The sequence below is a fragment of the Pelagibacterium halotolerans B2 genome (genome assembly GCF_000230555.1).
In the GTDB taxonomy this organism is placed as follows: domain Bacteria; phylum Pseudomonadota; class Alphaproteobacteria; order Rhizobiales; family Devosiaceae; genus Pelagibacterium; species Pelagibacterium halotolerans.
In genome coordinates this window covers 3569354-3589736 of sequence record NC_016078.1, presented here as the reverse complement: position 1 = coordinate 3589736, position 20383 = coordinate 3569354, and the positions used below count along the sequence as shown (strand labels likewise).

At 61.0% G+C, this 20383-nt stretch carries 23 protein-coding genes and 2 pseudogenes; 17 read left to right on the top strand and 8 right to left on the bottom strand.

Annotated features, from left to right (window positions below):
• Positions 1-86: 86 nt before the first annotated feature.
• From KKY_RS17665 to KKY_RS17645, 5 genes are all read left to right on the top strand, one after another.
• Entirely contained in the window at positions 87-2144 is a 2058-nt protein-coding gene (locus KKY_RS17665; RefSeq protein WP_014132750.1) for a ParB/RepB/Spo0J family partition protein, read from the top strand.
• A 94-nt stretch (positions 2145-2238) separates the two neighbouring features.
• Complete coding sequence (locus tag KKY_RS17660) at positions 2239-3279, top strand: DUF7146 domain-containing protein (RefSeq protein WP_041529627.1); 1041 nt, start codon at positions 2239-2241, stop codon at positions 3277-3279.
• A 354-nt stretch (positions 3280-3633) separates the two neighbouring features.
• On the top strand, positions 3634-4572 hold the full coding sequence (locus tag KKY_RS17655) for a DUF2493 domain-containing protein (protein WP_014132748.1): 939 nt from the start codon (positions 3634-3636) through the stop codon (positions 4570-4572).
• 120 nt (positions 4573-4692) lie between these two features.
• Positions 4693-5118 carry a hypothetical protein gene (locus KKY_RS17650; RefSeq protein ID WP_014132747.1) on the top strand — a complete coding sequence of 142 codons (426 nt, stop codon included), beginning with the start codon at positions 4693-4695 and terminating at the stop codon, positions 5116-5118.
• 244 nt (positions 5119-5362) lie between these two features.
• Positions 5363-5905 carry a TIR domain-containing protein gene (locus KKY_RS17645; protein WP_041528875.1) on the top strand — a complete coding sequence of 181 codons (543 nt, stop codon included), beginning with the start codon at positions 5363-5365 and terminating at the stop codon, positions 5903-5905.
• Between the two features lie 289 nt (positions 5906-6194).
• Here the strand turns inward: KKY_RS17645 and KKY_RS17640 are convergent, their stop codons facing one another.
• Genes KKY_RS17640 through KKY_RS17625 form a run of 4 tightly spaced genes read right to left on the bottom strand, consistent with a single transcriptional unit; the run spans position 6195 to position 9154 of the window.
• Positions 6195-6893 carry a uracil-DNA glycosylase gene (locus KKY_RS17640; RefSeq protein ID WP_050811754.1) on the bottom strand — a complete coding sequence of 233 codons (699 nt, stop codon included), beginning with the start codon at positions 6891-6893 and terminating at the stop codon, positions 6195-6197.
• Positions 6894-6898: 5 nt separating this feature from the next.
• Positions 6899-8041 (bottom strand): nucleoside triphosphate pyrophosphohydrolase family protein, encoded by a 1143-nt coding sequence (locus KKY_RS17635; RefSeq protein WP_014132745.1) that lies wholly within the window; start codon positions 8039-8041, stop codon positions 6899-6901.
• Positions 8038-8748, bottom strand: a complete 711-nt coding sequence (locus KKY_RS17630) for an Nmad2 family putative nucleotide modification protein (RefSeq protein WP_244404030.1) — start codon at positions 8746-8748, stop codon at positions 8038-8040. The genes KKY_RS17635 and KKY_RS17630 overlap by 4 nt, the downstream gene beginning before the upstream one ends.
• Complete coding sequence (locus KKY_RS17625; protein WP_014132744.1) at positions 8678-9154, bottom strand: TIR domain-containing protein; 477 nt, start codon at positions 9152-9154, stop codon at positions 8678-8680. Before KKY_RS17625 ends, KKY_RS17630 begins: the two co-directional genes overlap by 71 nt.
• Positions 9155-9260: 106 nt before the next feature.
• Here KKY_RS17625 and KKY_RS17620 point away from each other — a divergent pair, with 106 nt between their 5' ends.
• The 3 genes and pseudogenes from KKY_RS17620 to KKY_RS17610 all read left to right on the top strand — a co-directional run.
• Positions 9261-10514 (top strand): TIR domain-containing protein, encoded by a 1254-nt coding sequence (locus KKY_RS17620; RefSeq protein WP_041528873.1) that lies wholly within the window; start codon positions 9261-9263, stop codon positions 10512-10514.
• Positions 10515-10516: 2 nt separating this feature from the next.
• Positions 10517-11392: a hypothetical protein gene (locus KKY_RS17615; RefSeq protein WP_139305173.1), complete on the top strand. Its 876-nt coding sequence runs from the start codon at positions 10517-10519 to the stop codon at positions 11390-11392.
• 851 nt (positions 11393-12243) lie between these two features.
• Positions 12244-12426: pseudogene (locus KKY_RS17610) on the top strand (DUF736 domain-containing protein); the annotation flags it as partial.
• Between the two features lie 36 nt (positions 12427-12462).
• On the opposite strand, the gene KKY_RS17605 reads toward KKY_RS17610, so the two are convergent.
• Genes KKY_RS17605 through KKY_RS17595 form a run of 3 tightly spaced genes read right to left on the bottom strand, consistent with a single transcriptional unit; the run spans position 12463 to position 15733 of the window.
• Positions 12463-13467, bottom strand: coding sequence for a tyrosine-type recombinase/integrase (locus KKY_RS17605; RefSeq protein ID WP_014132742.1), 1005 nt, complete (start codon positions 13465-13467; stop codon positions 12463-12465).
• Complete coding sequence (locus KKY_RS17600) at positions 13464-14381, bottom strand: tyrosine-type recombinase/integrase (protein WP_014132741.1); 918 nt, start codon at positions 14379-14381, stop codon at positions 13464-13466. Before KKY_RS17600 ends, KKY_RS17605 begins: the two co-directional genes overlap by 4 nt.
• Positions 14375-15733, bottom strand: coding sequence for a tyrosine-type recombinase/integrase (locus KKY_RS17595; RefSeq protein ID WP_244404029.1), 1359 nt, complete (start codon positions 15731-15733; stop codon positions 14375-14377). Before KKY_RS17595 ends, KKY_RS17600 begins: the two co-directional genes overlap by 7 nt.
• Before the next feature lie 38 nt (positions 15734-15771).
• Between KKY_RS17595 and KKY_RS17590 the strand changes: the two genes are divergently transcribed.
• The 5 genes and pseudogenes from KKY_RS17590 to KKY_RS20180 all read left to right on the top strand — a co-directional run.
• Positions 15772-16089 carry an ArsR/SmtB family transcription factor gene (locus KKY_RS17590; RefSeq protein WP_041528871.1) on the top strand — a complete coding sequence of 106 codons (318 nt, stop codon included), beginning with the start codon at positions 15772-15774 and terminating at the stop codon, positions 16087-16089.
• On the top strand, positions 16086-16571 hold the full coding sequence (locus KKY_RS17585; RefSeq protein ID WP_014132738.1) for an SRPBCC family protein: 486 nt from the start codon (positions 16086-16088) through the stop codon (positions 16569-16571). The genes KKY_RS17590 and KKY_RS17585 overlap by 4 nt, the downstream gene beginning before the upstream one ends.
• Before the next feature lie 92 nt (positions 16572-16663).
• A complete protein-coding gene (locus tag KKY_RS17580; protein ID WP_014132737.1) occupies positions 16664-17077 on the top strand; it encodes an MAPEG family protein in 414 nt (137 codons plus the stop codon).
• Between the two features lie 474 nt (positions 17078-17551).
• Positions 17552-17851, top strand: coding sequence for a DUF736 domain-containing protein (locus KKY_RS17575; RefSeq protein WP_014132736.1), 300 nt, complete (start codon positions 17552-17554; stop codon positions 17849-17851).
• 163 nt (positions 17852-18014) lie between these two features.
• A pseudogene (locus KKY_RS20180) lies at positions 18015-18197 on the top strand (DUF736 domain-containing protein); the annotation flags it as partial.
• Positions 18198-18238: 41 nt separating this feature from the next.
• On the opposite strand, the gene KKY_RS17570 reads toward KKY_RS20180, so the two are convergent.
• Positions 18239-18457, bottom strand: a complete 219-nt coding sequence (locus KKY_RS17570; protein ID WP_014132735.1) for a helix-turn-helix domain-containing protein — start codon at positions 18455-18457, stop codon at positions 18239-18241.
• 172 nt (positions 18458-18629) lie between these two features.
• Between KKY_RS17570 and KKY_RS17565 the strand changes: the two genes are divergently transcribed.
• The 4 genes from KKY_RS17565 (at position 18630) to KKY_RS17555 (ending at position 20333) form a co-directional block, all read left to right on the top strand.
• Complete coding sequence (locus tag KKY_RS17565; protein WP_014132734.1) at positions 18630-18905, top strand: DNA -binding domain-containing protein; 276 nt, start codon at positions 18630-18632, stop codon at positions 18903-18905.
• A 129-nt stretch (positions 18906-19034) separates the two neighbouring features.
• Positions 19035-19322: a transcriptional regulator domain-containing protein gene (locus KKY_RS20900; protein WP_244404028.1), complete on the top strand. Its 288-nt coding sequence runs from the start codon at positions 19035-19037 to the stop codon at positions 19320-19322.
• On the top strand, positions 19264-19743 hold the full coding sequence (locus KKY_RS17560; RefSeq protein ID WP_014132733.1) for a DUF2285 domain-containing protein: 480 nt from the start codon (positions 19264-19266) through the stop codon (positions 19741-19743). Before KKY_RS20900 ends, KKY_RS17560 begins: the two co-directional genes overlap by 59 nt.
• A gap of 59 nt (positions 19744-19802) precedes the next feature.
• On the top strand, positions 19803-20333 hold the full coding sequence (locus KKY_RS17555; protein WP_014132732.1) for a hypothetical protein: 531 nt from the start codon (positions 19803-19805) through the stop codon (positions 20331-20333).
• Positions 20334-20383: the final 50 nt, after the last annotated feature.

Sequence of the window (20383 nt, the reverse complement as noted above, 5' to 3'; positions counted from 1 at the left end):
CGAGAGGAAGAGGCGGGCCGGTTTTTTCGTGACGGGTTTGGAGGCTGAGAGAGAGGCTTTCGGCCAGCCCGTCATGGAGAACTGACATGACCAAGTCTCAGAAAATCACTCTCAGCGCCTCGCGCGACATCCCCTTCAACAAGCTGGTGCTGAGCCAGTCCAATGTCCGGCGCGTCAAGGCCGGCGTCTCGATCGAGGAGCTCGCCGAGGACATCGCCCGGCGCACGCTCCTGTCCTCGATCACCGTCCGGCCGGTGCTGGACGAGGACGGCGCTGAAACCGGCATGTTCGAGATCCCGGCCGGCGGACGCCGCTACCGGGCGCTCGAATTTCTGGTCAAGCAGAAGCGGCTCAATCGCACCGCGCCCGTGCCCTGCATCGTGCGCACCGACGGCCTCGCCGAAGAGGACAGCCTCGCCGAAAATGTTCAGCGTGCGCCGCTTCATCCGCTCGACCAGTTCCGCGCCTTCCAGGCGATGCGGGAGAAGGGCAAGAGCGAGGAAGAGATCGCGGCGGCCTTCTTCGTCTCCGCGAATGTCGTCAAGCAACGGCTCAAGCTCGCCGCCGTCTCGCCGTCGCTCCTCGACGCATATGCGGAAGAGGAAATGACGCTCGACCAGCTCATGGCCTTCACGGTCAATCCCGACCATGAGCGCCAGGAACAGGTCTGGGCATCGATCAAGCGGACCTACGTAAAGCAGCCCTTCGAAATCCGCCGTATGCTGACCGAAGGCGCCGTGCGCGCTTCCGATCGCCGGGCGCAGTTCGTCGGGCTCGACGCCTATGAAGCCGCCGGCGGCGTCATCCTGCGCGATCTCTTCCAGTCCGACGATGGCGGTTGGCTGCAGGACGCCGGCCTGCTTGCGAAGCTCGTCGACGAAAAGCTCGAAACAGAGACGCAAGCGATCCGCGCCGAAGGCTGGAAATGGATCGAGATCGGCGCCGACTTCCCTTACGGCCACACCTACGGTCTGCGCCGGATTATCGGCGAGCCCGAGCCGATGAGCGACGAGGAGACGGCCAGCTTTGAAGCGCTCAAGGCTGAATACGATCGGCTCGAAGACGAGTACGCCAGCGCCGAGGAGTTCCCGGAAGAGATCGACATCCGGCTCGGCGAGATCGAAACGGCGATGGAGACCTTGCAGGAGCGGCCCGTCCGCTTCGAGCCGGACGAAATCGCCATGGCCGGCGTCTTCGTCAGCATCGGCCATGACGGTCGCTTGCGCGTCGAGCGCGGCTATGTCCGTCCCGAGGACGAACCCCCGGTCGAGACCAATGGTCAGGATGAGGTCGATGGGATTGACGCCTCCGCCGATGAAGAGGTCGATCATGCCACGACTGCGGATTCCGGCGGAGAGACCGAAGAGGAAGACGATGGCCTGAAGCCGCTCTCCGACCGCCTCGTCATGGAACTGACGGCGCATCGCACGCTTGCCCTGCGCGACGCGCTGGCCAACGATCCGCAGACGGCGTTCCTCGCCGCCCTGCACGCGATGACGCTGCGGCTGTTCTATCACTATCCGCTGGATAGCTGCGTCGAGATCACGCCGCACAGCTCTAGTCTGGGTGCTCAGGCGTCGGGTCTCGCCGACACGGCCTATGCGCTCAACATCGATGCTCGCACCGAAAGGTGGCTCGCTGCGCTTCCCAAAGCGCCTGAGGATCTGTGGGATGCGCTGGTTGGTTTCGACAGCGACAGCCGAGAGGCGCTGTTCGCGCATTGCGTCGCCATGACCGTCAACGCCGTCCATGAACCCTATAACCGCCGCCCGCGGGCGCTTGCCCATGCGGACGTGCTCGCCGCAACGCTCGGGCTCGACATGGCGGCGGCCGGCTGGACGCCGCCGGGCGAGAGCTATCTCGCGCGCGTCACCAAGGCCCGCATTCTGGAAGCCATTCGCGAAGCCAAGGGCGACGAGGCTGCCGACCGCATTGCGGGTCTCAAGAAGCCGGAGATGGTCGCGGCGGCCGAAGAGCTTCTCGACGGAACCGGCTGGCTGCCCGAAGTGCTGCGTATGCCGGTTTCGCCCGAGGGTGAAGCGCTATCGGCGGAAGAAGGCGGCGAAACGGCCATGGGCGATTCCGCCGTCGTCACCGATGATGGACCTGTCACCGGCAACGCCTTCGCCACCGCGGCCGAGTGACCGGGAGCCATTCCCCCGTGGCTCCCGCAGCCGCCCCTGGAGCCCGCCCCTCGTGGCGGGCTCCTTCTTTTTTGCTGTCGATATGGAGGCGCGCATGACTGATACAGTATCCGATATTGCGCGGCGGCTTGGCCGTGAGGCGGAGGCCGTTTGCCACCATTATCTCTCCAACGGCCGCAGACAGGGCCACTACTGGATCGTCGGCGACGCCCGGAACACGCCCGGGCGCAGTCTCTATGTGCGCCTGAGTGGACCAGCTCATGGTCCGGGCGCCGCCGGGAAATGGACCGACGCCGCCACGGGCGAGCATGGCGATCTAATCGACCTCATTGCCGCCGCGCAGCAACTACGCACCTTCCGTGAGACGCTTGACGAGGCGCGACGCTTTCTGAGTCTGCCGCGTCCCGAACCGCAACGACGTGGGCGCCAATCCGCACCCGCCGGATCACCGGAGGCGGCGCGTCGTCTCTTCGCCATGGGAAGACCGATCGGTGGAACGCTCGCCGAGCGCTATCTCCATCGGCGCGGTCTTGCTCGACTTGGCGATGCGCCAGTGCTGCGGTTTCATCCGCGGTGCTACTATTGGCGTGAAGGTCAGCCGAAAGATGCGCCGTCGGAGACTTGGCCCGCATTGCTCGCGAAGGTCACGGACGGACAAGGCAATCTCACCGGCGTCCACCGCACCTGGCTCGATCCGGCGACGGCGCGCAAGGCCCCGCTTGACCCACCGCGCAAGGCGATGGGAAATCTGCTCGGCCATGGCGTGCGGATCGGGACCGCGACCGACCTTCTTGCTGCCGGCGAAGGGCTGGAAAGTACGCTGTCCGTGCGCATGGCTTTGCCCGACCTGCCGGTCATCGCCGCGTTATCGGCCAACCATCTCGCCGCCCTGATCCTGCCGACCGGGCTTCAGCGTCTCTATATCGCTGCCGACGCCGACGAGGCAGGCGCCATGGCGGCCGCCAATCTGACCGAACGCGCAGATGCCATCGGCGTCGAGACGATCCGGCTGTCCCCTCTTGGCGGCGACTTCAACGAAGACCTCCGCAATCTCGGGCGGGACGACCTGCGGGCGCATCTCTGTCAGCAACTGGCCACGGCTGATTTATCCCGCCTGCTTTCATGCGATTCCTGAGCGGTTGAGCAGGCCTGTCGCCGCTCTCGCAGCATCGTCAGAGCGCCTCCCTATCCGAGAGCCACGCCTTCGGCCTTCCGAGAGGAGCGAGACGGAGCGGAGACTGGCCGGGCCGGCAACGGCTACGGCGACGCTCTTTTCCGCCGCCGGGCCTACCCACGCGTTCCGCGTGGCGACACAGACCATATGTGCGCCCGGCTTTGCAGCGCGAAACAAAAGAGCGCCGCCTCCGCCGTCCTCCGCCTTCGGCTCCGGCCGCCGGGATCGGCGGTGTAGTCCCGGCCAGTCCCCGCTTTTCCGTCGCTCGGGAAGGCCGCGAGAGGCGCGGCCTCACGGGAAGCAGGAGACCATCCCATGACAACCGAGGCCACCGAACCGATGTCCAGCTCCGCAACCGCGGTCGTGCTCGAAGAGTTACAGCTCTACGGCTACCGACCTTTCGCCGACGAGCCCGATTCGAGACCTTTGCCCGAAACCGACGCCCTCCAGGGCGCGATAGCCGACATCTTCGACGCGCTTGCCGCGACGCTGGAAGACACCAGACTCGAGCCGGATCTCGAAGACCTGCTCTGGTCGGTGACGAACTTGTTCCATCGCACAGCAATCCGTGTCGACCGCGACCTAGACGATAACGAGCAGGCCCAGAAACGCTCGCAGCGTGAACAGGACGGCTCGGAAGTGCGCTCCGTCCAACTCGAAGCCCTGACAGCGCAGGGCGTCACGCTGATCGAGCGACGCAATGCCTATGAGCTGATGCGCGACATCGCCGCCGAGCACTTCGAAACCCATATCGGCCAGGCCTGGCGTCCGCACTCGGGATCGAGGATCAGTCATCGCACACTGACAGCAGCCATGATCGACAGCCGCGACTATCTGACGGCGAAGCGGCGCGCCGAGATCGAACCCCTCCTGCCGACCGGCCCACGGGTCGCATTCTCCGGCGGGCTCGACGTCACCGACCATTGCGCCATCTGGGCGGCGCTCGACCGGGTGAAGGCCAAGCACGCCGACATGGTGCTTCTGCATGGCGGGTCGCCCAAGGGCGCCGAGAAGATCGCTGCTTGCTGGGCCGACGCCCGCAAATGCCAGCAGATCGTCTTCAAGCCCGACTGGAAACGCCACGGCAAGGCCGCGCCGTTCAAGCGCAACGACGCGCTCCTGGAGGCGATGCCCATCGGGCTCATCCTCTTTCCGGGCTCCGGGATCACCGACAATCTCGCCGACAAGGCCCGCAAGCTCGGCGTGCCGCTCTTCGACTTCCGGTCCCGGCAAAGTTCAACGCAGGCGACGTGATGCGCCATATGCATCACCCGATGCGCGCGCCGGACGGTTCCGACGCGCGCTACGCTGCGCTATATTTGAAAAAGCGCCATGGCGGTTGGTGGAGGCGCTCCATCCACAAGGAGACCGCCCATGTTCCTGTCCGCATTTCTGAGCGTCATCGGCCTCGGTTTTCTCTGCTGGCTTCTGTTCAGCCTAGCCGTCTATGCGCTCCCGTTCTTCATCGCGGTCACTGTCGGGTACTATGCGTTTGAAAATGGCGTAGGTCTGATCGGCGCGATTGTCGTCACCCTGTTTGCCGGCACCGCTGCTTTTGTTCTCGGGCAACTGGCCTTCGCTATAATCCGTTCACCGATCATCCGCCTTGCACTCGGGGCACTTTACGCCTTGCCGGCAGGTCTTGCTGGGTTCCAAGCAGTGAAGGGTCTCTCACAAGCCGGCGGCGCAGGTGAGACTTGGACGCTCGTCTTCGCCAGCGTCGGTGCGATCATTGTCGGTGTCACCGCATGGGCGCGCATTGCGTCTCTTGCAGGGTCAGAATCACCTCAGCCGGTTTGAAGTAGCCGCTTGAAGAGATCGCAGCGATTTCATACCACGAGCCCACCTTGTGCATCGGTAAGCACCAAAGTCTTGAGAGGGTGAAGGGCTGTCATTCTCTGCGCGTGCAAGCATTCTCGCGGTCCACAAGAGGAGCGGACATCCAAACAAGTCAAGAAAACCAGATTTCTTGAATATTCGGGAAGCATGAAAAGCGGAGAGCGTGTTAGCTTGCCCGCATGCAACGATATTATGTGAGGTCGCTATGGCAGTCGTTCGCCGAAAATGTTTTATCTCCTACCATCACGCTGACCAGCGTGAAGTCGATCAATTCATTCGGGACTTCGATCACGAGGCAGATACCTTTATCGCTCGCGGTCTCGGCAACGAAATGCCTGGTGAGGTCGTTCAAAGCGCCAGCACAGATTACGTCATGCGTCGCATCCGTGAGCTCTATCTCTCCAACTCGACCGTTACGCTACTAATGCTTGGCAGGTGTACGTGGGCACGACGCTATGTCGATTGGGAGCTTCAGGCATCACTTCGTCAAGGAGAAACGATAAGCCCTAACGGATTGCTCGGGATCAAACTTCCAAGCTACCCCGAGCAAGGCGGGTACTTTCCAAAGCGCTTTAACGACAATTTGCGCGGAGAAGGGCAAGCGGACTGCTACGCTCGGCACATGAAATATCCGACCTCTACGCAATCCCTTGTAACCGCAATAGAAGCTGCTTTCCAAAGGCGGCAGACGCATACGCACCTGATTGTGAATCCACGCGAGCGGATGCATAATAACAGGCAGTGCTGATGGCCAATTGCGCAACAACTACTGCAGTATATGAAATAACTTCTATTGTACTATGATTGCGTGACAAGCGCATTGCATCACCCTGAAGGTTTGCCCCGCACACGGTGAATTCGACATTCAAACAGCTTCGTGGTCGCAGTGAACGGCAGGAATGACGGGCAGCTCCGCAGTATCGCGCTGGCCTACCATGCGAATCCCCAGCCTTGCCGGCGTGGGCGGAAAGTGAAAGATCGCCGCGTATGAACCAACAATGGGCCTCGAACGTGAAGGCGGACGTACGCGGTAAAGGCTACCGCGAGTTGATGTCTGCTTCCGGCATATGGTCAAACAAATCCGGTTCGCGCTCAGCGATTTGCGTAGCATAGAGTGACTGCATCGTAGCCAAGAACTCGGCCTGCCCGCCATAGCTGGGGTGCCTTGCCTTGTAGACAAAGTCCTCGGCAAAGACACCGGACAGGACGTTGTAGGCATCGTTGCCGATGGCAATGACCCGCTTCGGTTGCAGATATTCGACCATCTGGATCAAAATCTCGGCCCCCGCCCTGCGCTCTCTGGCGTTGTGGGCGCGGTTGGAGAACGGATCACCCTTGATGAAGGGATGGAGGGGAAAGACATTCCAGAGAAAGACCGGCACGTTGACGCGCAGCAGGATATCCCAGATTGCGGCGGCGGTCCGTTCGGCGACAGGCTTGCCGTAGGTCGGACGCTGCACATCCAACCCCCAACGCTCCAAATGATCGGCAAAATGCACGTCATCCGTCAGCGCCAGACCGGTTCGCCGCCCCCCACGATATCCGAGGTCACGCCCGACCCAGATCGCATCCAACTCGGCGTCGGCAGCACGGTGCAGCATTTCTGCGAGATAGTGCCGCCTTAGCTCCGGTGCATCTTTCGCATCATAGACAGGGCACCGCTCGAAATACGGATTAAAGGTATTCTCGAACCGAATGTCTCCCAGCGTTCTGAAAATCTCCTGTGTACACGTCATGCTTGTTACTTTCCGGCGGTTTTGTAGTGTAGCGTGCGTTCATCACGATTGCCGACGATGATGCCGCCATTGTTCTTTCGTACTTCACGAAAAACCTCGTAGCCCTGCAAGATCGCGTACTCCCATAGATGAAGAGGACAGGCCTCGACTTCGTAACCGCGCACGAAATTGCGCACGGCCTTGAGCAAATCGAAGGAAACCGTCTTTTGATCCTCGAAGAAATTCACAGATTTGGCATAGGAAAAGATATAGGCTGACAGCCCCTCATCGATGACAATAGCCCGTCCGCTGTCCTGGGCCTCATCGACGTGTTTCCGGCTCTTGCGCTTATGCTTGATCAGCGCTCTGAATGTCGGCGACCAGTGCAGGATTGCCGTGTTGGCAAAGTGGAAGACATCGTGAAAGCGATACCCGTCCTCATCGGCAATATTGTCCGATAGCGGGTCGCCGATAAAGACGCCATTCCACCGCAGATAGCTGCGGCCATCGGCCCGCTGCGATATCTCGATCTCAAAATAACGTGGCAGTTGCTCTTCTTCGGGAAAGTCAGCATCAAAATCCGGTAGATCGTCGGGATTCGATGCAATGAAGCGACCGCATGCTTTGGCCATGTTGCTGCTCAGAACGGCAGAAAACGAGACATGGGCGGCTTGTATGGCCTCGATGTAGACCCGGACGAAGCTGAGAACCTGATCTTTGGCCGTGCCGGCAGTGACATCGAGGTTCAGAAGTTTGGCCGCCTGCTCGCCCAGCCGCAGCAGGACGGAGTCCAGCGGTGCGATGTCCTTGGCGGTCATGACCTGGGCGACCGGATGCGCGGGGTCGGCGTTGGCGGCGATGCTGACCGCGTAACCGTTGCCGTCGAGAACTCGTGCGAACATGTCCGAGAGCTTCACGTCCAGACGCCTGCAAAGCGCGGCGACATACCAGAGCGTATCGCCAAGCTCTTCCTCGACATCGCGCTGGAATCCCGTGAACGCGGTCTTTTCCCGCTGAAGCTTCTTCGACGTGCTCATCACGCTGCCGACCTCACCAAACAGGCCCAACAAAATCGGCGTGATTTCAGAATCTTCAAAACGGTCTGTGGGCGCGATGGCTTGCTCGTACTCGGACAGCAGAACATGTGCGCTGGGGGGCGATCCGCTCATTGTGCCCCTCTCTTTCTCGCGGCTTCCACCATGTCGAACGGCCTGCCTTGGTATCCCTGGACGCCCAGTTCAACAAGCCATGCTTCGAACGCCGCTATCGCGTCCGTGTCTGTGACCTTGAGTCGGCCTCGCCCGGCCAGCACAATCCGCGCTGCTTTCAACTCGTCCGGAATGGGCGGGCCTTCGGCCCCGAAATACACAAAATCCTCGCTGACCAGAACGCGATCAACCGACGTATCGCGGTTGATGTGCTTGGGGTACGGAGTCCCGTCAGCCCTGCTATGGTAGGAATTCAATTGATGCCAACCGCCGCCGTCCGTGGGGCAGTAGATGTTATCCCCGCACGCCATCCGGTAGCTGCCGAACATGTTCGGCTTCTTCCGTGTGAATCGCGGATCGTTCCAGTACTCGGCGAATGTCAAGCTTTCCTGCACCCGCATCGCGTAGACCAGAAAGCCTCCTCGACGAACGCCTGCCTTGTTGCTGCCGGTGCCGACAATCCAATCGCCTATCGCGGCGCGCTTTCTTATTTCCGGTTTGCAGGTTGCCAGGGTGCAATATCCGTTGAACGGGTTCGGCGCGAACCCGCTGTCATAGGCAACGATATAGCTATGAAGGACCGGCACGGCGTCCCGGTTAACCGCACGGATGTCGGCGAATAGACCGGGGCTCGCACGTTGTGCCGTCCGGTGTCTCAAACTGCTCATAATCCCCATTCACGGCGTCAATAATCTTGTCTGCGTTCCAGCCAACAAGCGCATGCCCGTATTCGTCGAGCGCTTCGGGAACCTCACATCCGTTGGCTCCACGCTCCCACACACCGACAATGGTTTTGTCCTGCTTGTGCGCGCGCTCGATCTCCCAGTTAACCCATTCGCTGTTCTTGGTTTCCGGTGAGATGTAGACGATCATCGTGCTGGCCCAATCAATGCGGGGCGCAAGTATTTCGGATTTAATGTAATCCGGCGACTTCGCATTGTTCGGGCGATCCGAATTGATCGAACTGTCGCGCACGTTCATGCCCTTGTTCTTGAGCAGGTTTTTGATATCGGTCAGGCCCTCGTCGTCCTTGTGGACATGGCTGATGAATACATTTTTGGTCTCGTTGCTCATCGGTGTTATCCTTTCAGCCTGACCAGATACTGTGTCTTTCCTTGCAGGTTATACCATATATGCGCAAAGTGCGAGCCTGGATCGCCTCGCAACCGAAAGAAGTTAGATGCTGCCGCCCATCCTTGAAATCTTCGTGCTCTGGCACCCGGACGACCAACGAGGCGCAGGCTTCGCCGAGACGATCTTCAATCACTTCATGAAGGGACCAACCTTCTCCGGCGTGATCGGCGGCGGTGTACAGGTATCCTTGCGAAGCACGGGATGGGAAGGTTCGGGCACCGCGCCCAGACCTGTCTATGCCGAAGGCTGGGCCGCGCCGAACGGTATCAGGCCCGCGAGCTTTGTGGCTGTCGTCCCCTTGCTCGGCACTGAAATGGCCGCGTGCGTCGAGGACAAGAACACACAGTGGCATGCATATGTGAATGCGATCCGGGACTTGCATCAAGCATCGCCCGAATGCGTCGGCGTGTTCCCCTACGCATTGGATGCAGGCGCTACGCACGGTACAGAGCTTCAGGATATTCTGGGCAACTTCCAGTTCGTCGCGGCGGGCAATCCCGACCGGAACGGTGAAGGCGTCGAGAGCATGCTCTGCCGTGACCTGACACAAGGGCTTGCGCAGTTGGTATCGCCCGATGAAATGGATCGATTGACAGCGTTCATCAGCCACACAAAGCGGCACAGCCAGGGAGAAGGCGAAGATGTCGATACTCTGGTCGATCTGGTGCGCGAAGTTATCCGCAATACGCGCCTGAACGACTTTTTCGATGCCAATGACCTGCAACCGGGCACCGATTGGGATCAGGAACTGCGCGACAAATCCGGTACAAGCGCAATGCTCGCGCTGCGCACAGACCTGTATTCCAGCCGAGAATGGTGTCAGCGCGAGGTGGTTATCGCCAAGACGCATGGTATGCCGGTGATCATGATGGACGCCATCGGCGTCGGTGAAGAACGCGGCTCGTTCCTCATGGATCATGTGCCCCGAATCGCAGTCAGAAAAGCGGATGGGCGCTGGCAGCGGCAGGACGTCTATCGCGCCCTCAATCTCCTGGTCGATGAATGTCTGAAACGCGCGCTCTGGATGCACCAGAAAGATCTTGCTCACGAGCGCCCTGAACTCGATGTTGCATGGTGGGCACCGCATGCCCCCGAACCGCTGACCCTGTCTCGCTGGATCGATGCCTATCTGGCGCAAAACGGCGACGACGACAGTGACAACACTGTCCGGATTCTGCATCCCGATCCGCCGCTGGGTCCCGAAGAGCGGGATGTGTTGTTGAACTATGCGCGAACTACCCGCCTTGGACGGGAGATCGATATCATGACTCCGCGCCAGCTTGCCACGAGAGGGGGATAGCTATGGCCGCAGAAAAGCAAAGGGCCGAACTACTCCCGGCGGACGCGTTGCATGGCAAACAGCTTGGCTTGTCCGTATCCGACAGTCCCGATCTTGACCGGCTCGGACTACTGGATACGCATTTTCGGATGACGCTCGGAGAGTTGGCCCGTACGGTGATCATCGCGGGCGGCGCGCTGTATTATGGCGGGCATCTTCAACCCGGTGGCATCACGAATTTTCTGATCGAAGAGTTGTACCGCTACGGGCGGCGCGACCGTCCGCTCAAAGTTTGCCTGGCCTGGACGGTTCATCGGGGGATGACACCGGAGCAGATAGCCAAACAAAAAGACCTGCTTGGGCTGTTCGGCGAGATACACTTTCTCTCGCCTGAAGGGGACAGGCTCGATGGTCCGGTTGATGAACCTGTGATCGATGATCCGCCAGCCGAAGAGCGCGCCCGCTCTCTATCGGGTTTGCGGACCTACATGACGACCAACACAAGTGCGCGCATAGTCATCGGAGGCAAACGCGCCGGATTCCAAGGGGTCATGCCGGGCATATTTGAAGAGGTGCTGTTTGCTCTGGAACGCAGGCAACCGCTCTATTTGGCTGGAGGATTTGGCGGCGCGGCACTGGATGTCATTCGAAATTTGCGTCCCGACTACGCGGAATGGTTTCCTTCGGCACACGATGCGCCTGCGCCAGACGAACGGCTTCTCAAAGGCCTTGAGCGGATCGAAGAAACTGTCGCGGCTGCGAGGTGGGACGGCTTCGAAAACGGTTTGAGTGAAGACGAGAATCGTCTGCTGGCCGCATCCTACCGTCCGAGCGAAATAGCAGCGCTCGTCGGCAAAGGTATGGGGCGCTTGTTGCCACCGTTGGAAGTCAAAGAGTAGTTCAGCCGTACCCATCATCGTGACGAGCGACGTGGGAGGTTGTCGCTTGTAAATGAAGGCGACCAGCGACGCCGCTGAAATTAGGCAGGCCCTGATCGCAATATTTCCAGTCCGGCTTCTTGTCTCGCCACTTAAATACTACATCAAGACTGGAATGCCCGTGAGGCGAGTTACCCGACCTAATGCTGCGCGGTCGAGAGGTGTCTGCTTCGGGTCTTCTGCAGTGCAACTTGGTGGCTACGGACAGATGGCAACTGTGGGCCGCGAGCGGATCTGCCGGCGCGTAACGTCAATAGCAGCTCGGTCCGCATAGCCCCTTTGCCGGCTTCCCCGTCCAGATGTCAGCTTCTTGACTGAAATTGGCAGCGCGTGCACCGGGCTCACCAGATAGTGCTGTGGCCGAATTCGTGCACTGGCAGCGGGGGCCGATCGGGCGCCGCTTCGGACAGCGACAGGTCACCGCCTTGTCGATCCGTCCTCTCCCCGGATGCCGTCATTCTTCTCCTTACCCGATGCGAGCAACCACCCTTCACAACATATCGCCGGCGTTTATCGGTGATCGCTGGCGACATTCAACGGTTCTCCTGAGCCTCATCACCCACGCCCGTCACGGCCTCTCATGGCCTGATCTGGCCGGGATCGGCTGACGCCTCGACCGCCTTGGCCGCAACGGTGGAGCCGGACTTTCATCCCCTGGGCTTCGCCCATTCCTCGCGAAACAAGAAACTCCGCCTCCACCGTCCTCCGCATCCGCTCCGGGTCCAGGGACTGCGTCGGCGGTCGCCCCGGCCGTACCGATCGCCATCGAGGCCGCGACGGGCGCGGGCTCGAAAGCCAAAAGGAGAACTGACATGGCCACCATCGGAACCTTCAAGAAGACCGGCAACGAGTTCGTCGGTGAGATCGTCACCCTGAACGTTCAGGCGAAGAACGTCCGCATCGTCCCTGAAGAGGGGTCATCTAACGACAACGCTCCCTCGCACCGCGTCTTCGTCGGCCGCGTCGATTATGCTGAGAGTGGGATTATGCGGAGTGCCGGGTTTTGAGGTATCATGCCGCGACACGGCAACTCAGCTTGGCCCTTCCACGTCGGAGAGTAAGGATGCGATCAATGCATCCGGCGCCTTGAACCGGCCGCGCCTCAGTTCAGGAGGAACGACCGCCTCGACCGCTTCCAGCTTCTCGGAGGGATCCATGCGCAGGTAGACCTCCGTCGTGCGGATATCGGCATGACCGAGCCAGAGGGCGACCTTCCGAATGTCGTGGGTGGCCTGCAGCATGATCACGGCACAGCTATGCCGGAGCTGATGTGGGGAGACACTGCGATCGCGCAGCGATGCGGAGGTCTTGGCCGCTTTGCGGACGTGCTTGTCGAGGATATACTCGAATCCCGCTCGGGTCATCGGCTCGCCTCGGGCGTTGACGAACAGTTCCGGCACGGGAACGTCGCCCCTGACGCTGAGCCACGCCCGAAGATCGCGCGCGGTTTCCTTCCATAGCGGCAGGCAACGTTCCTTGCGGCCCTTTCCCCGGATCGTCACGCTCGCGCCATGCTGAAGCGAGAGGTTTGCGATCAGGATGCCGACCAGTTCGGAGACCCTCAAGCCGCCAGCAAAGCACAGATGCATCATCGCCCTGTCGCGCACGCCGGATCGGGTCGTAACATCGGGAGCATTGAGGATCGCGCGAACCTCCTCCATCGTCAGATGACGGATGAGCTTCTGATCGTGGCGTTTGACCGGGATCGCATGGACCCTGCCGATCTGCTCCAGGGCCGACGGCACCCGGTATTCGACATAGCGCATGAACGCCTTGACGGCGGCAAGCCTCAGGTTGCGGGTGGAGACGCTGTTGCCGCGGTCCTGCTCGATATGCGTCAGGAACGCCACGATCATCGGCGCATCGAGATCCTCGATCGCAAGCTGCGACGGCCGGGTTCGCAACCGTTTCGCGGCGAAGTCGAACAGCAGCTTGAAGCTGAAGGCATAGGTCTCGCAGGTCTGCGGGCTGTAGCCTCGCTGACTGGGCATGTAATCGCGCAGGAAGCCGGTGATGAGCGGAGCGAGTTGCGTCATGCGGCGCTCTCCCCGACCAGCATTTCCCCGGCCGCGGCGATATCCGCCATCAACCCCGGCGTCGCTTCCAGATACCAGTAGGTGTTCCGGACATCGACATGGCCGAGATAGGTCGACAAGGCGACGAAGTGCCGGGCAACCGCACGACGCTCAGCGCCGCATTGCTCCAGCACCCGTGTCGCGAAGGTATGGCGAAGATCATGGATGCGGGGCTGTTGCCTTCGCTCCGGCGCGATCCCCGCGCGTCGCAGGACGCAGCGGAACGTATAGTTCACCGTGGTCGGGCACATCTCGCGATGTTGGACGGACGTGAACAGCCAGGGACTTTCGCATGCATGTTGTCGACGAAGCGCAAGATAGCGATCAAGCGCCTCGACGACCGTGGCATGCAGCGGCACGAGCCGGCTCTTGCGGAACTTGGTTTCGCGGATATGCAACACACCGCCCGGCTGGATATCGTCCAGCTTGAGCCCGAGCGCCTCACAGACTCGCAGCCCCGTTGCTGCGATCAGCCCGAACAGCATGACGTAGAGCTGACGTCTCAGGGGATTGGGTTTCTGATGCCGGAGACTGCCGGCCGCATCGAGGATGCGGGCGATCTCGTCCGGGGTGTAGATGTAGGGAACAGGGCGGACCTGGCTTCGTGGTAAGTCGGCGCGCGGGATTTCATGGCGGGAATCCTCGGCATGGAGGAAGCGCGCAAACAGGATGATTTCCGACATGCGCCGGGCGCGTGTGTTCGGCGTGCCGGCGACTGTCTCCAGCCATCGAAGAACCGTTGCCGCCCGGATATGGGTTTCGCCGCGGTCGGCGGCAAAGTCCGAGAAGGCATGAAGATGCCGCTCGGTCTTGACCAGTTTGTAGCCGAGCGTGCGGCGCAAAGCGATGTAGCGGTCGGTGGCGTTCCTCAACATGGCAGCCTCCCGCCCCAGGGCTGGGCGATCTCCGACAGCAGGCCGATATCGACCTTGGCATAGAGCGCGGTGACGGATGGCGAACGGTGCCGCAGCACCGTGCCGACGCCGGTAAGGCTCGCACCATTACGCAGCATCGCGGTCGCGGCGGAATGCCTAAGCATGTGAGCGCCGCGATGCACGCTCGCGATCCCCGCCCGGTCGAGGGCGCGCCGCACCAGGCATTTCACCGCGATACGGCCCACGGGTCTGATCGGCGCTATTTCGGTCAGGAACAGGCGCGTCGTCGCAATTCGGGGCCGTTCTTGCTCGATATAGGCGAGAATGGCGTCTCCAATCTCTTGGGTGAGCGGCAGGTGTTCCTCGCGCCGGCTTTTGCCGGAGAGCGTCAGCAGACCGTTCTCCCAGTCGATGTCGCCGAAGCTGAGATTGGCGACTTCGCTCGCTCTCAACCCCAAGCGGGCAAGCAGGAGTATGATCGCGCGGTCACGTAATCGGCCCTTGTCCTCACACGAGGCGAGCAGGCGATCGATATCGGCTTGCCCGAGGAAGCGAGGCACCGTCGCCAATTGCCAGCTTGCGAAGGTCGGAACCGCGTGCTCCCGTCCGATCGGGCACTGTCCGATCGCCACGAGGTATTTGACGTAGGCGCGCGTCGCAACGGTGATGCCCCGTGCGCGCCCGATCCCATGTGGTTTGGCCCGCTCGAGCACGAAGTCGCGTATCGCTGTGGCCGTGTAGGCCGCCGGATCGGTTCCGAGTGCCGCCAGCAGGTCGGTCAGGGTTTGCTGATAGGTGTCGAGCGTGGAATCCTTGATGCCGCGCTGCTCCCGCATCCATTGACGGAAAGCTGCGAGTTGCGGCCAGGTTTCCTCGAGCGACGGTTTGTGCGCCGGCGGAAGAACGCCCTGATTACGCAGATAACAGATGAACAGCTTGGCGGCGCCCTGCGGTGCGCGAGCCTTCTTGCTGCCCCGGAACACCGATGCTGAGGCGGCAAGGCCCGCGGCGAGTGTTTCGAGTTCGAAGCCCTTCGCCCGGACCCAATCGGCCCATAATGCGAGCAGGCGCACCACCTCGATGATCGTTGGGGGCGAGTAATTCCGCTCGTCGAGCCAGTCTTTGAAGCCCTCAGCATGCGGTTGCAGCCAATTGATCCGGACATCGACGCATCGGCGATGTCTGCGCTTTCGTTTTGTCATCCTGTTTTCCTTCGAGTTGCTTGTTGACGCCGGAGGGTCCGGCGCATCGAACAAATCGAAGGCTGCGATACTATTCCATGCGATATGCAACTGCCGGTCCGGATTGAACTCGCAGCAGCTGGAACAACCGTTCACGTCGTCGCCCGGCATCGCTTGACTTAATCATCAGTATGAGCTAATGATAAGCTATGACTGTTGATAACGCCCAACTCATGGCCCTCGGTGACCCGACCCGCCGCATGATCTTCGAGCTGATCGCGGAGCATCCCCGCTCGGTCGTCGAGATCACGCGGCATGTTCCGGTCTCGCAATCGGCCGTCTCCCAACACCTGAAGGTGCTGCGCGAGTCGCGCCTGGTCCGTTCCGAGCCGAAGGGTGCCAGCAACGTCTATCACATCGATCCGCACGGGCTCGGCCAGATGCGCGCCTGGCTTGACCGGTTCTGGAGCAAAACCCTGGCCGCCTACAAGGTGGCCGTCGAGCAACCGCCAAAGGAGTCACAATGAACACGCATGTATCACCCGCGCCCGTGAAGCAATCCGTCGTGGTGGAGGCACCAATCGAGCGCGCTTTCAAGGTATTCACCGAAGACTTGGGCAGTTTCAAACCTGCCGAACACAATATGCTCGCCGTCCCGATCGCTGAGACTGTGTTCGAGCCTCGCGTTGGCGGCCATATCTATGACCGCGGCACCGACGGCAGTGAATGCCGCTGGGCACGCGTGTTAGCCTACGAGCCGCCGAGCCGCGTGCTCTTGAGCTGGGATATCAGCCCACGATGGCAGGTCGAGACCGATCCAGAAAAAGCGAGCGAATGGGAAGTGCGATTCTTCGCCGAGACAGCGCATCGGACGCGTGTTGAACTTGAGCACCGGAAGCTGGATCGCCACGGCGATGGCTGGGAAAGCGTGCGTGACGGCGTTGCCGGCGATCAGGGATGGCCGCTCTACCTCAAGCGCTATGCCGATCTGTTCGGGCGAGCGGCTTGACGGTCGCTCGTTGGCGCCCTGAGGGCGGGGCGTATAGCTGTGCGGGTTTACCCGTCCCGATCTGGTCATGATCCAAAGGAACTGAACTCCACATGGAAGCCTACACCCTCAGCATCATCGGCGTGCTCGCGCTCTGCCTTCTAGCCATCCTTTTGGCGATCTATTCGGGGGCGTCCAAAGGTCGCGCAGGAGCCCTTTCCGGCCCTGTACTCCCGGCTGATGACGACAACCCGCTCTACCGCATCGATCGCGTGCACTTGAACTCTGTCGAGGCCCTGGCACCGTTCGTCGTGCCGGCCGTGCTCGCGATGATGGTCGGCGTCGGTCCGACTGTGCTCGCGGCGCTGGTATGGCTCCACGTCGTGATCCGACTGGTTCATCTTACGGTCTATTTGCGCGGCGGCAACGCGGCCAAGGGCGGCAACGTCAGAACTCTTCTCTATGTCTCGGGGGCGCTGGTGGCAGCAATTCTTATAGTCGTGACCGGCTGGGTCGCCATCACCTGAAGGCATAGACGTAAGCTGCGCGATCTCGCTTCTGGGAGCCGTCCGATCAAAGATCATCCGCCTATACCGATTTGTCGGATTGGGTCTTCATGTCCTGCGCACCGTCATGTTGGCGTGTCGCGGCATGGTGATCATGGTGATCATGGTGGCGGGAGGGTTGCCCTGCCGCCTGTGACGCCGGTCATGCCGACGGAGCGCCGACTGTCCATGTCGTTCTCTACCGACAATGCAGCAAAGCCCCCATGCGGCCTCTCATCTGGGCTGGTCTGGCGCCGGGCCGGTCCTGGCCTGCAACGGCTCCGCCGACCTTCTTCCCCTGCGGCTTCGCCGCATTCCTCGCGAAGCAACAAGCTCGGCTGCCGCCGTCCTCCGCTCACGCTGCGGTCCCTTGAATGCAGCCGTCCGGCCCGTCGCCGCTCGACCGCCATCGAGGCCGCATGGGGCGGCTTCGGACAACTCTCAGGAGATACGACAATGGCTCAGATCGGCACCTTCACCCGCGACGACAACGGCATCTACGCCGGCACGATCAAAACCCTCACCCTCAACGTAAAGGCCACCATCAAGCCCTGCGACCACGACAGCGACAAGGCGCCCGACCACCGGGTCACCGCCAACGGCGTCGAGTTCGGAGCCGGCTGGAGCAAGACCGCCAAGGAAACAGGCGCCGAGTACCTCTCCCTCAAGCTCGACGACCCCTCCTTCACGGCCCCGGTCTACGCCTCCCTGGTGCAGGGCGACAAGGGCGAGCACAAGCTCATCTGGTCGCGATGACCGAACAAGGGCGCTCCGCTCACTGCGGGGCGCCCGCCTTCCAACCCCGCGATTATGCGGAGCAGAATCCGCCCAAAACCGCCGGAAAACCGGACCTCAAAACCCGGCACTCCGCATAATCCCACTCTCAGCATAATCCGCGTTATGTGGTGCACCACATAATGCGGAAATCGGCGCCGCCTGGTCCAAGCGATCGAACGAAGGCCGCGACTATCTGAGCCTCAAGCTCGACGATCCGAGCTTCACCGCGCCGATCTACGCCAACCTCTTCGACGACACCGTCATCGAGGGAGAAGAGAGCTTCAGTCTCATCTGGTCGCGCTCCCGCCGCCAGAACGGCGACTGACGCCTCCGGCGCCTCGCCCGATCTTGCCGGGTGGGGCGCCTCTAATCCTGAGCCTGATCGTCGAGAAGTGCAGCCGGCTTCACGTCAAGCGCGAGCGCCGCATGCCAAAGGGTGATGATGGTCACGTTCTGCTGGCCGCGCTCCATCGAACTCACATGGGCGCGGTCCACGCCCATCTTCGCTGCCAGCGCATCCTGGCTAATGCCGATTTTCAGCCGGTAGAGCTTGAGATTCTTTCCAAAAACGTCACGAATATCCATCCGCGAGTAAAATGCGGATCGCGTACTTTGATGCGACGTATTATAATACGCGGGCAATAAGCCGACCCAAGCACACCGCAGTCGTCGCCCCGGTGGCGTTTCAACCGGCCGGCGCTTGCATGCGTCATGGTTTCCGGTTCATTGATCATTGCACCAGACCCTCAGGACACCGATGCCCGCTACCCAGCTTTCGATCGCAGATGCCCCGCCGAACGAAGCGGCCGTGACCCTCTATGATCGCGATCATCTCAAGCTTTACATGCGACTTCTCGACGCCAACGATGCAGGAGCATCGCTGGAAGAGGTGTCGTCGGTTTTGCTTGGCATCGACGCGAAGGCGGAGCCGGAGCGCGCCCGCCGCGTGCACGACAGCCACCTGTCCCGCGCGCGTTGGATGACCGAACAAGGGTATCGAGACATTCTCAGAAACGGTCTTCCCCTAGAATAGGCGGTAGCGATGCACCCTGCGCATCGCACGATGCTTGTGCCCGTACTATGCAACCGCCGATTTACGGCGAAACATCCCAAGTAGCTGACGCCGTCCAACATTTCGGCGTGTGATTGGGAGAAGTTCGCCATGCCGGCCGACTGGCGCGACGATCACCAATATGATTATTTCGATCAGCTCGACATCTCGGGGCTGGCCTGGGAATGCCTTCGGCGGAACACGCACTATCGCAAAGACTACGACATGATGCAGGAGGGCGGCGGCACTCCAGCCGATTGGGGGTTGCGATTTCCCGGTAGACCCAGAGCTCAACGCGCTTGGCGCTCCCGTCTTCTGGCTACCTTCCGCTGCGCCCGCAGTGGTTCACCTGATCGCGTCTCTGCCCGACATCGGCCTGACCGCCGCCATTTTCTCTGACAGCATCACAGATCGCAGAACGGGTGCGGATGGGCTGTTGTGGATGCGATTGGAGAATGGCGCCAACCTTGTCGGCGATCGGGCCGGTGATCAGCCCGTAGGTCTCCTGCTTCCTCTCGATGACGCTTGGTCCGTTCGGCTTGCCGCCGCTGACCGGCTGTATCGCCAACTCATCGACCGCGACGCCGATCCGCCGATTACGCCCCATCGGCGGGAGCGTCTGAAACGCGCCCTGCGCACGATCGACGGGCGACAGAGCGGCGCCAGCTACCGTGCCATTGCGACGGCCTTCTTCGGCGCCGATCGCGTCGCCGCCGAACCGTGGAAGACGAGCTCACTCAAGGCGCAGGTTGCTCGCTTGGCCTCTTATGGCCGAATGATGATCGATCAGGGATATAAGAACCTGTTGCACGGCAAGTAGTCATCAGAAGCAGCAAAAACTGCTATCTTGTCCTCAGGACAATCTCAGAGTGACCAAGCATGACCAAGAGCCGTTGGGAAGGTGATCCCGCCGCAGTCGCTGAAGCGGAACGCTTCTATAGTTTTGTGGGACAATACGTGATCTCGTTCCAATGGCTGGAAGGACAAATCGATCAAATCCTCCTGCTCGCGCACGGCCACGACAAATGGAACGAAACCCACAGGTGGCTTGCTGGGCTCAGGAACGTCGACAAGATCGACGCATTTCGCGATCTGGTGCAAGCCGACGAACCATTCGACCGCATTCAGATTGACGGTTGGTATGAACGCTTTGAGCAGGTGGTCGATCGTTTACATGCCGAGCGCAGGCGACGAAACGGCATCCTCCACTCACAATTTTTGTTCGATTTCCTCGCAATCGGACATCCAGTCATGCGGTCAAACGTCCGTCGCCTGGGGAATGATGTAGAGTTCACGCAAGAAGATCTCTCGCAAGCACGATGCGACGAAATTATGGGCGAACTTGCAGAAATCGCCGTCGATCTGAACTTCGTCTGTGTGCAGCTTCGTCACGTCTATAAACCGAGCTAATCCTGGGATCGCACGTCGGATTGACATCTTCCACCGCCGATGTTCGTCCC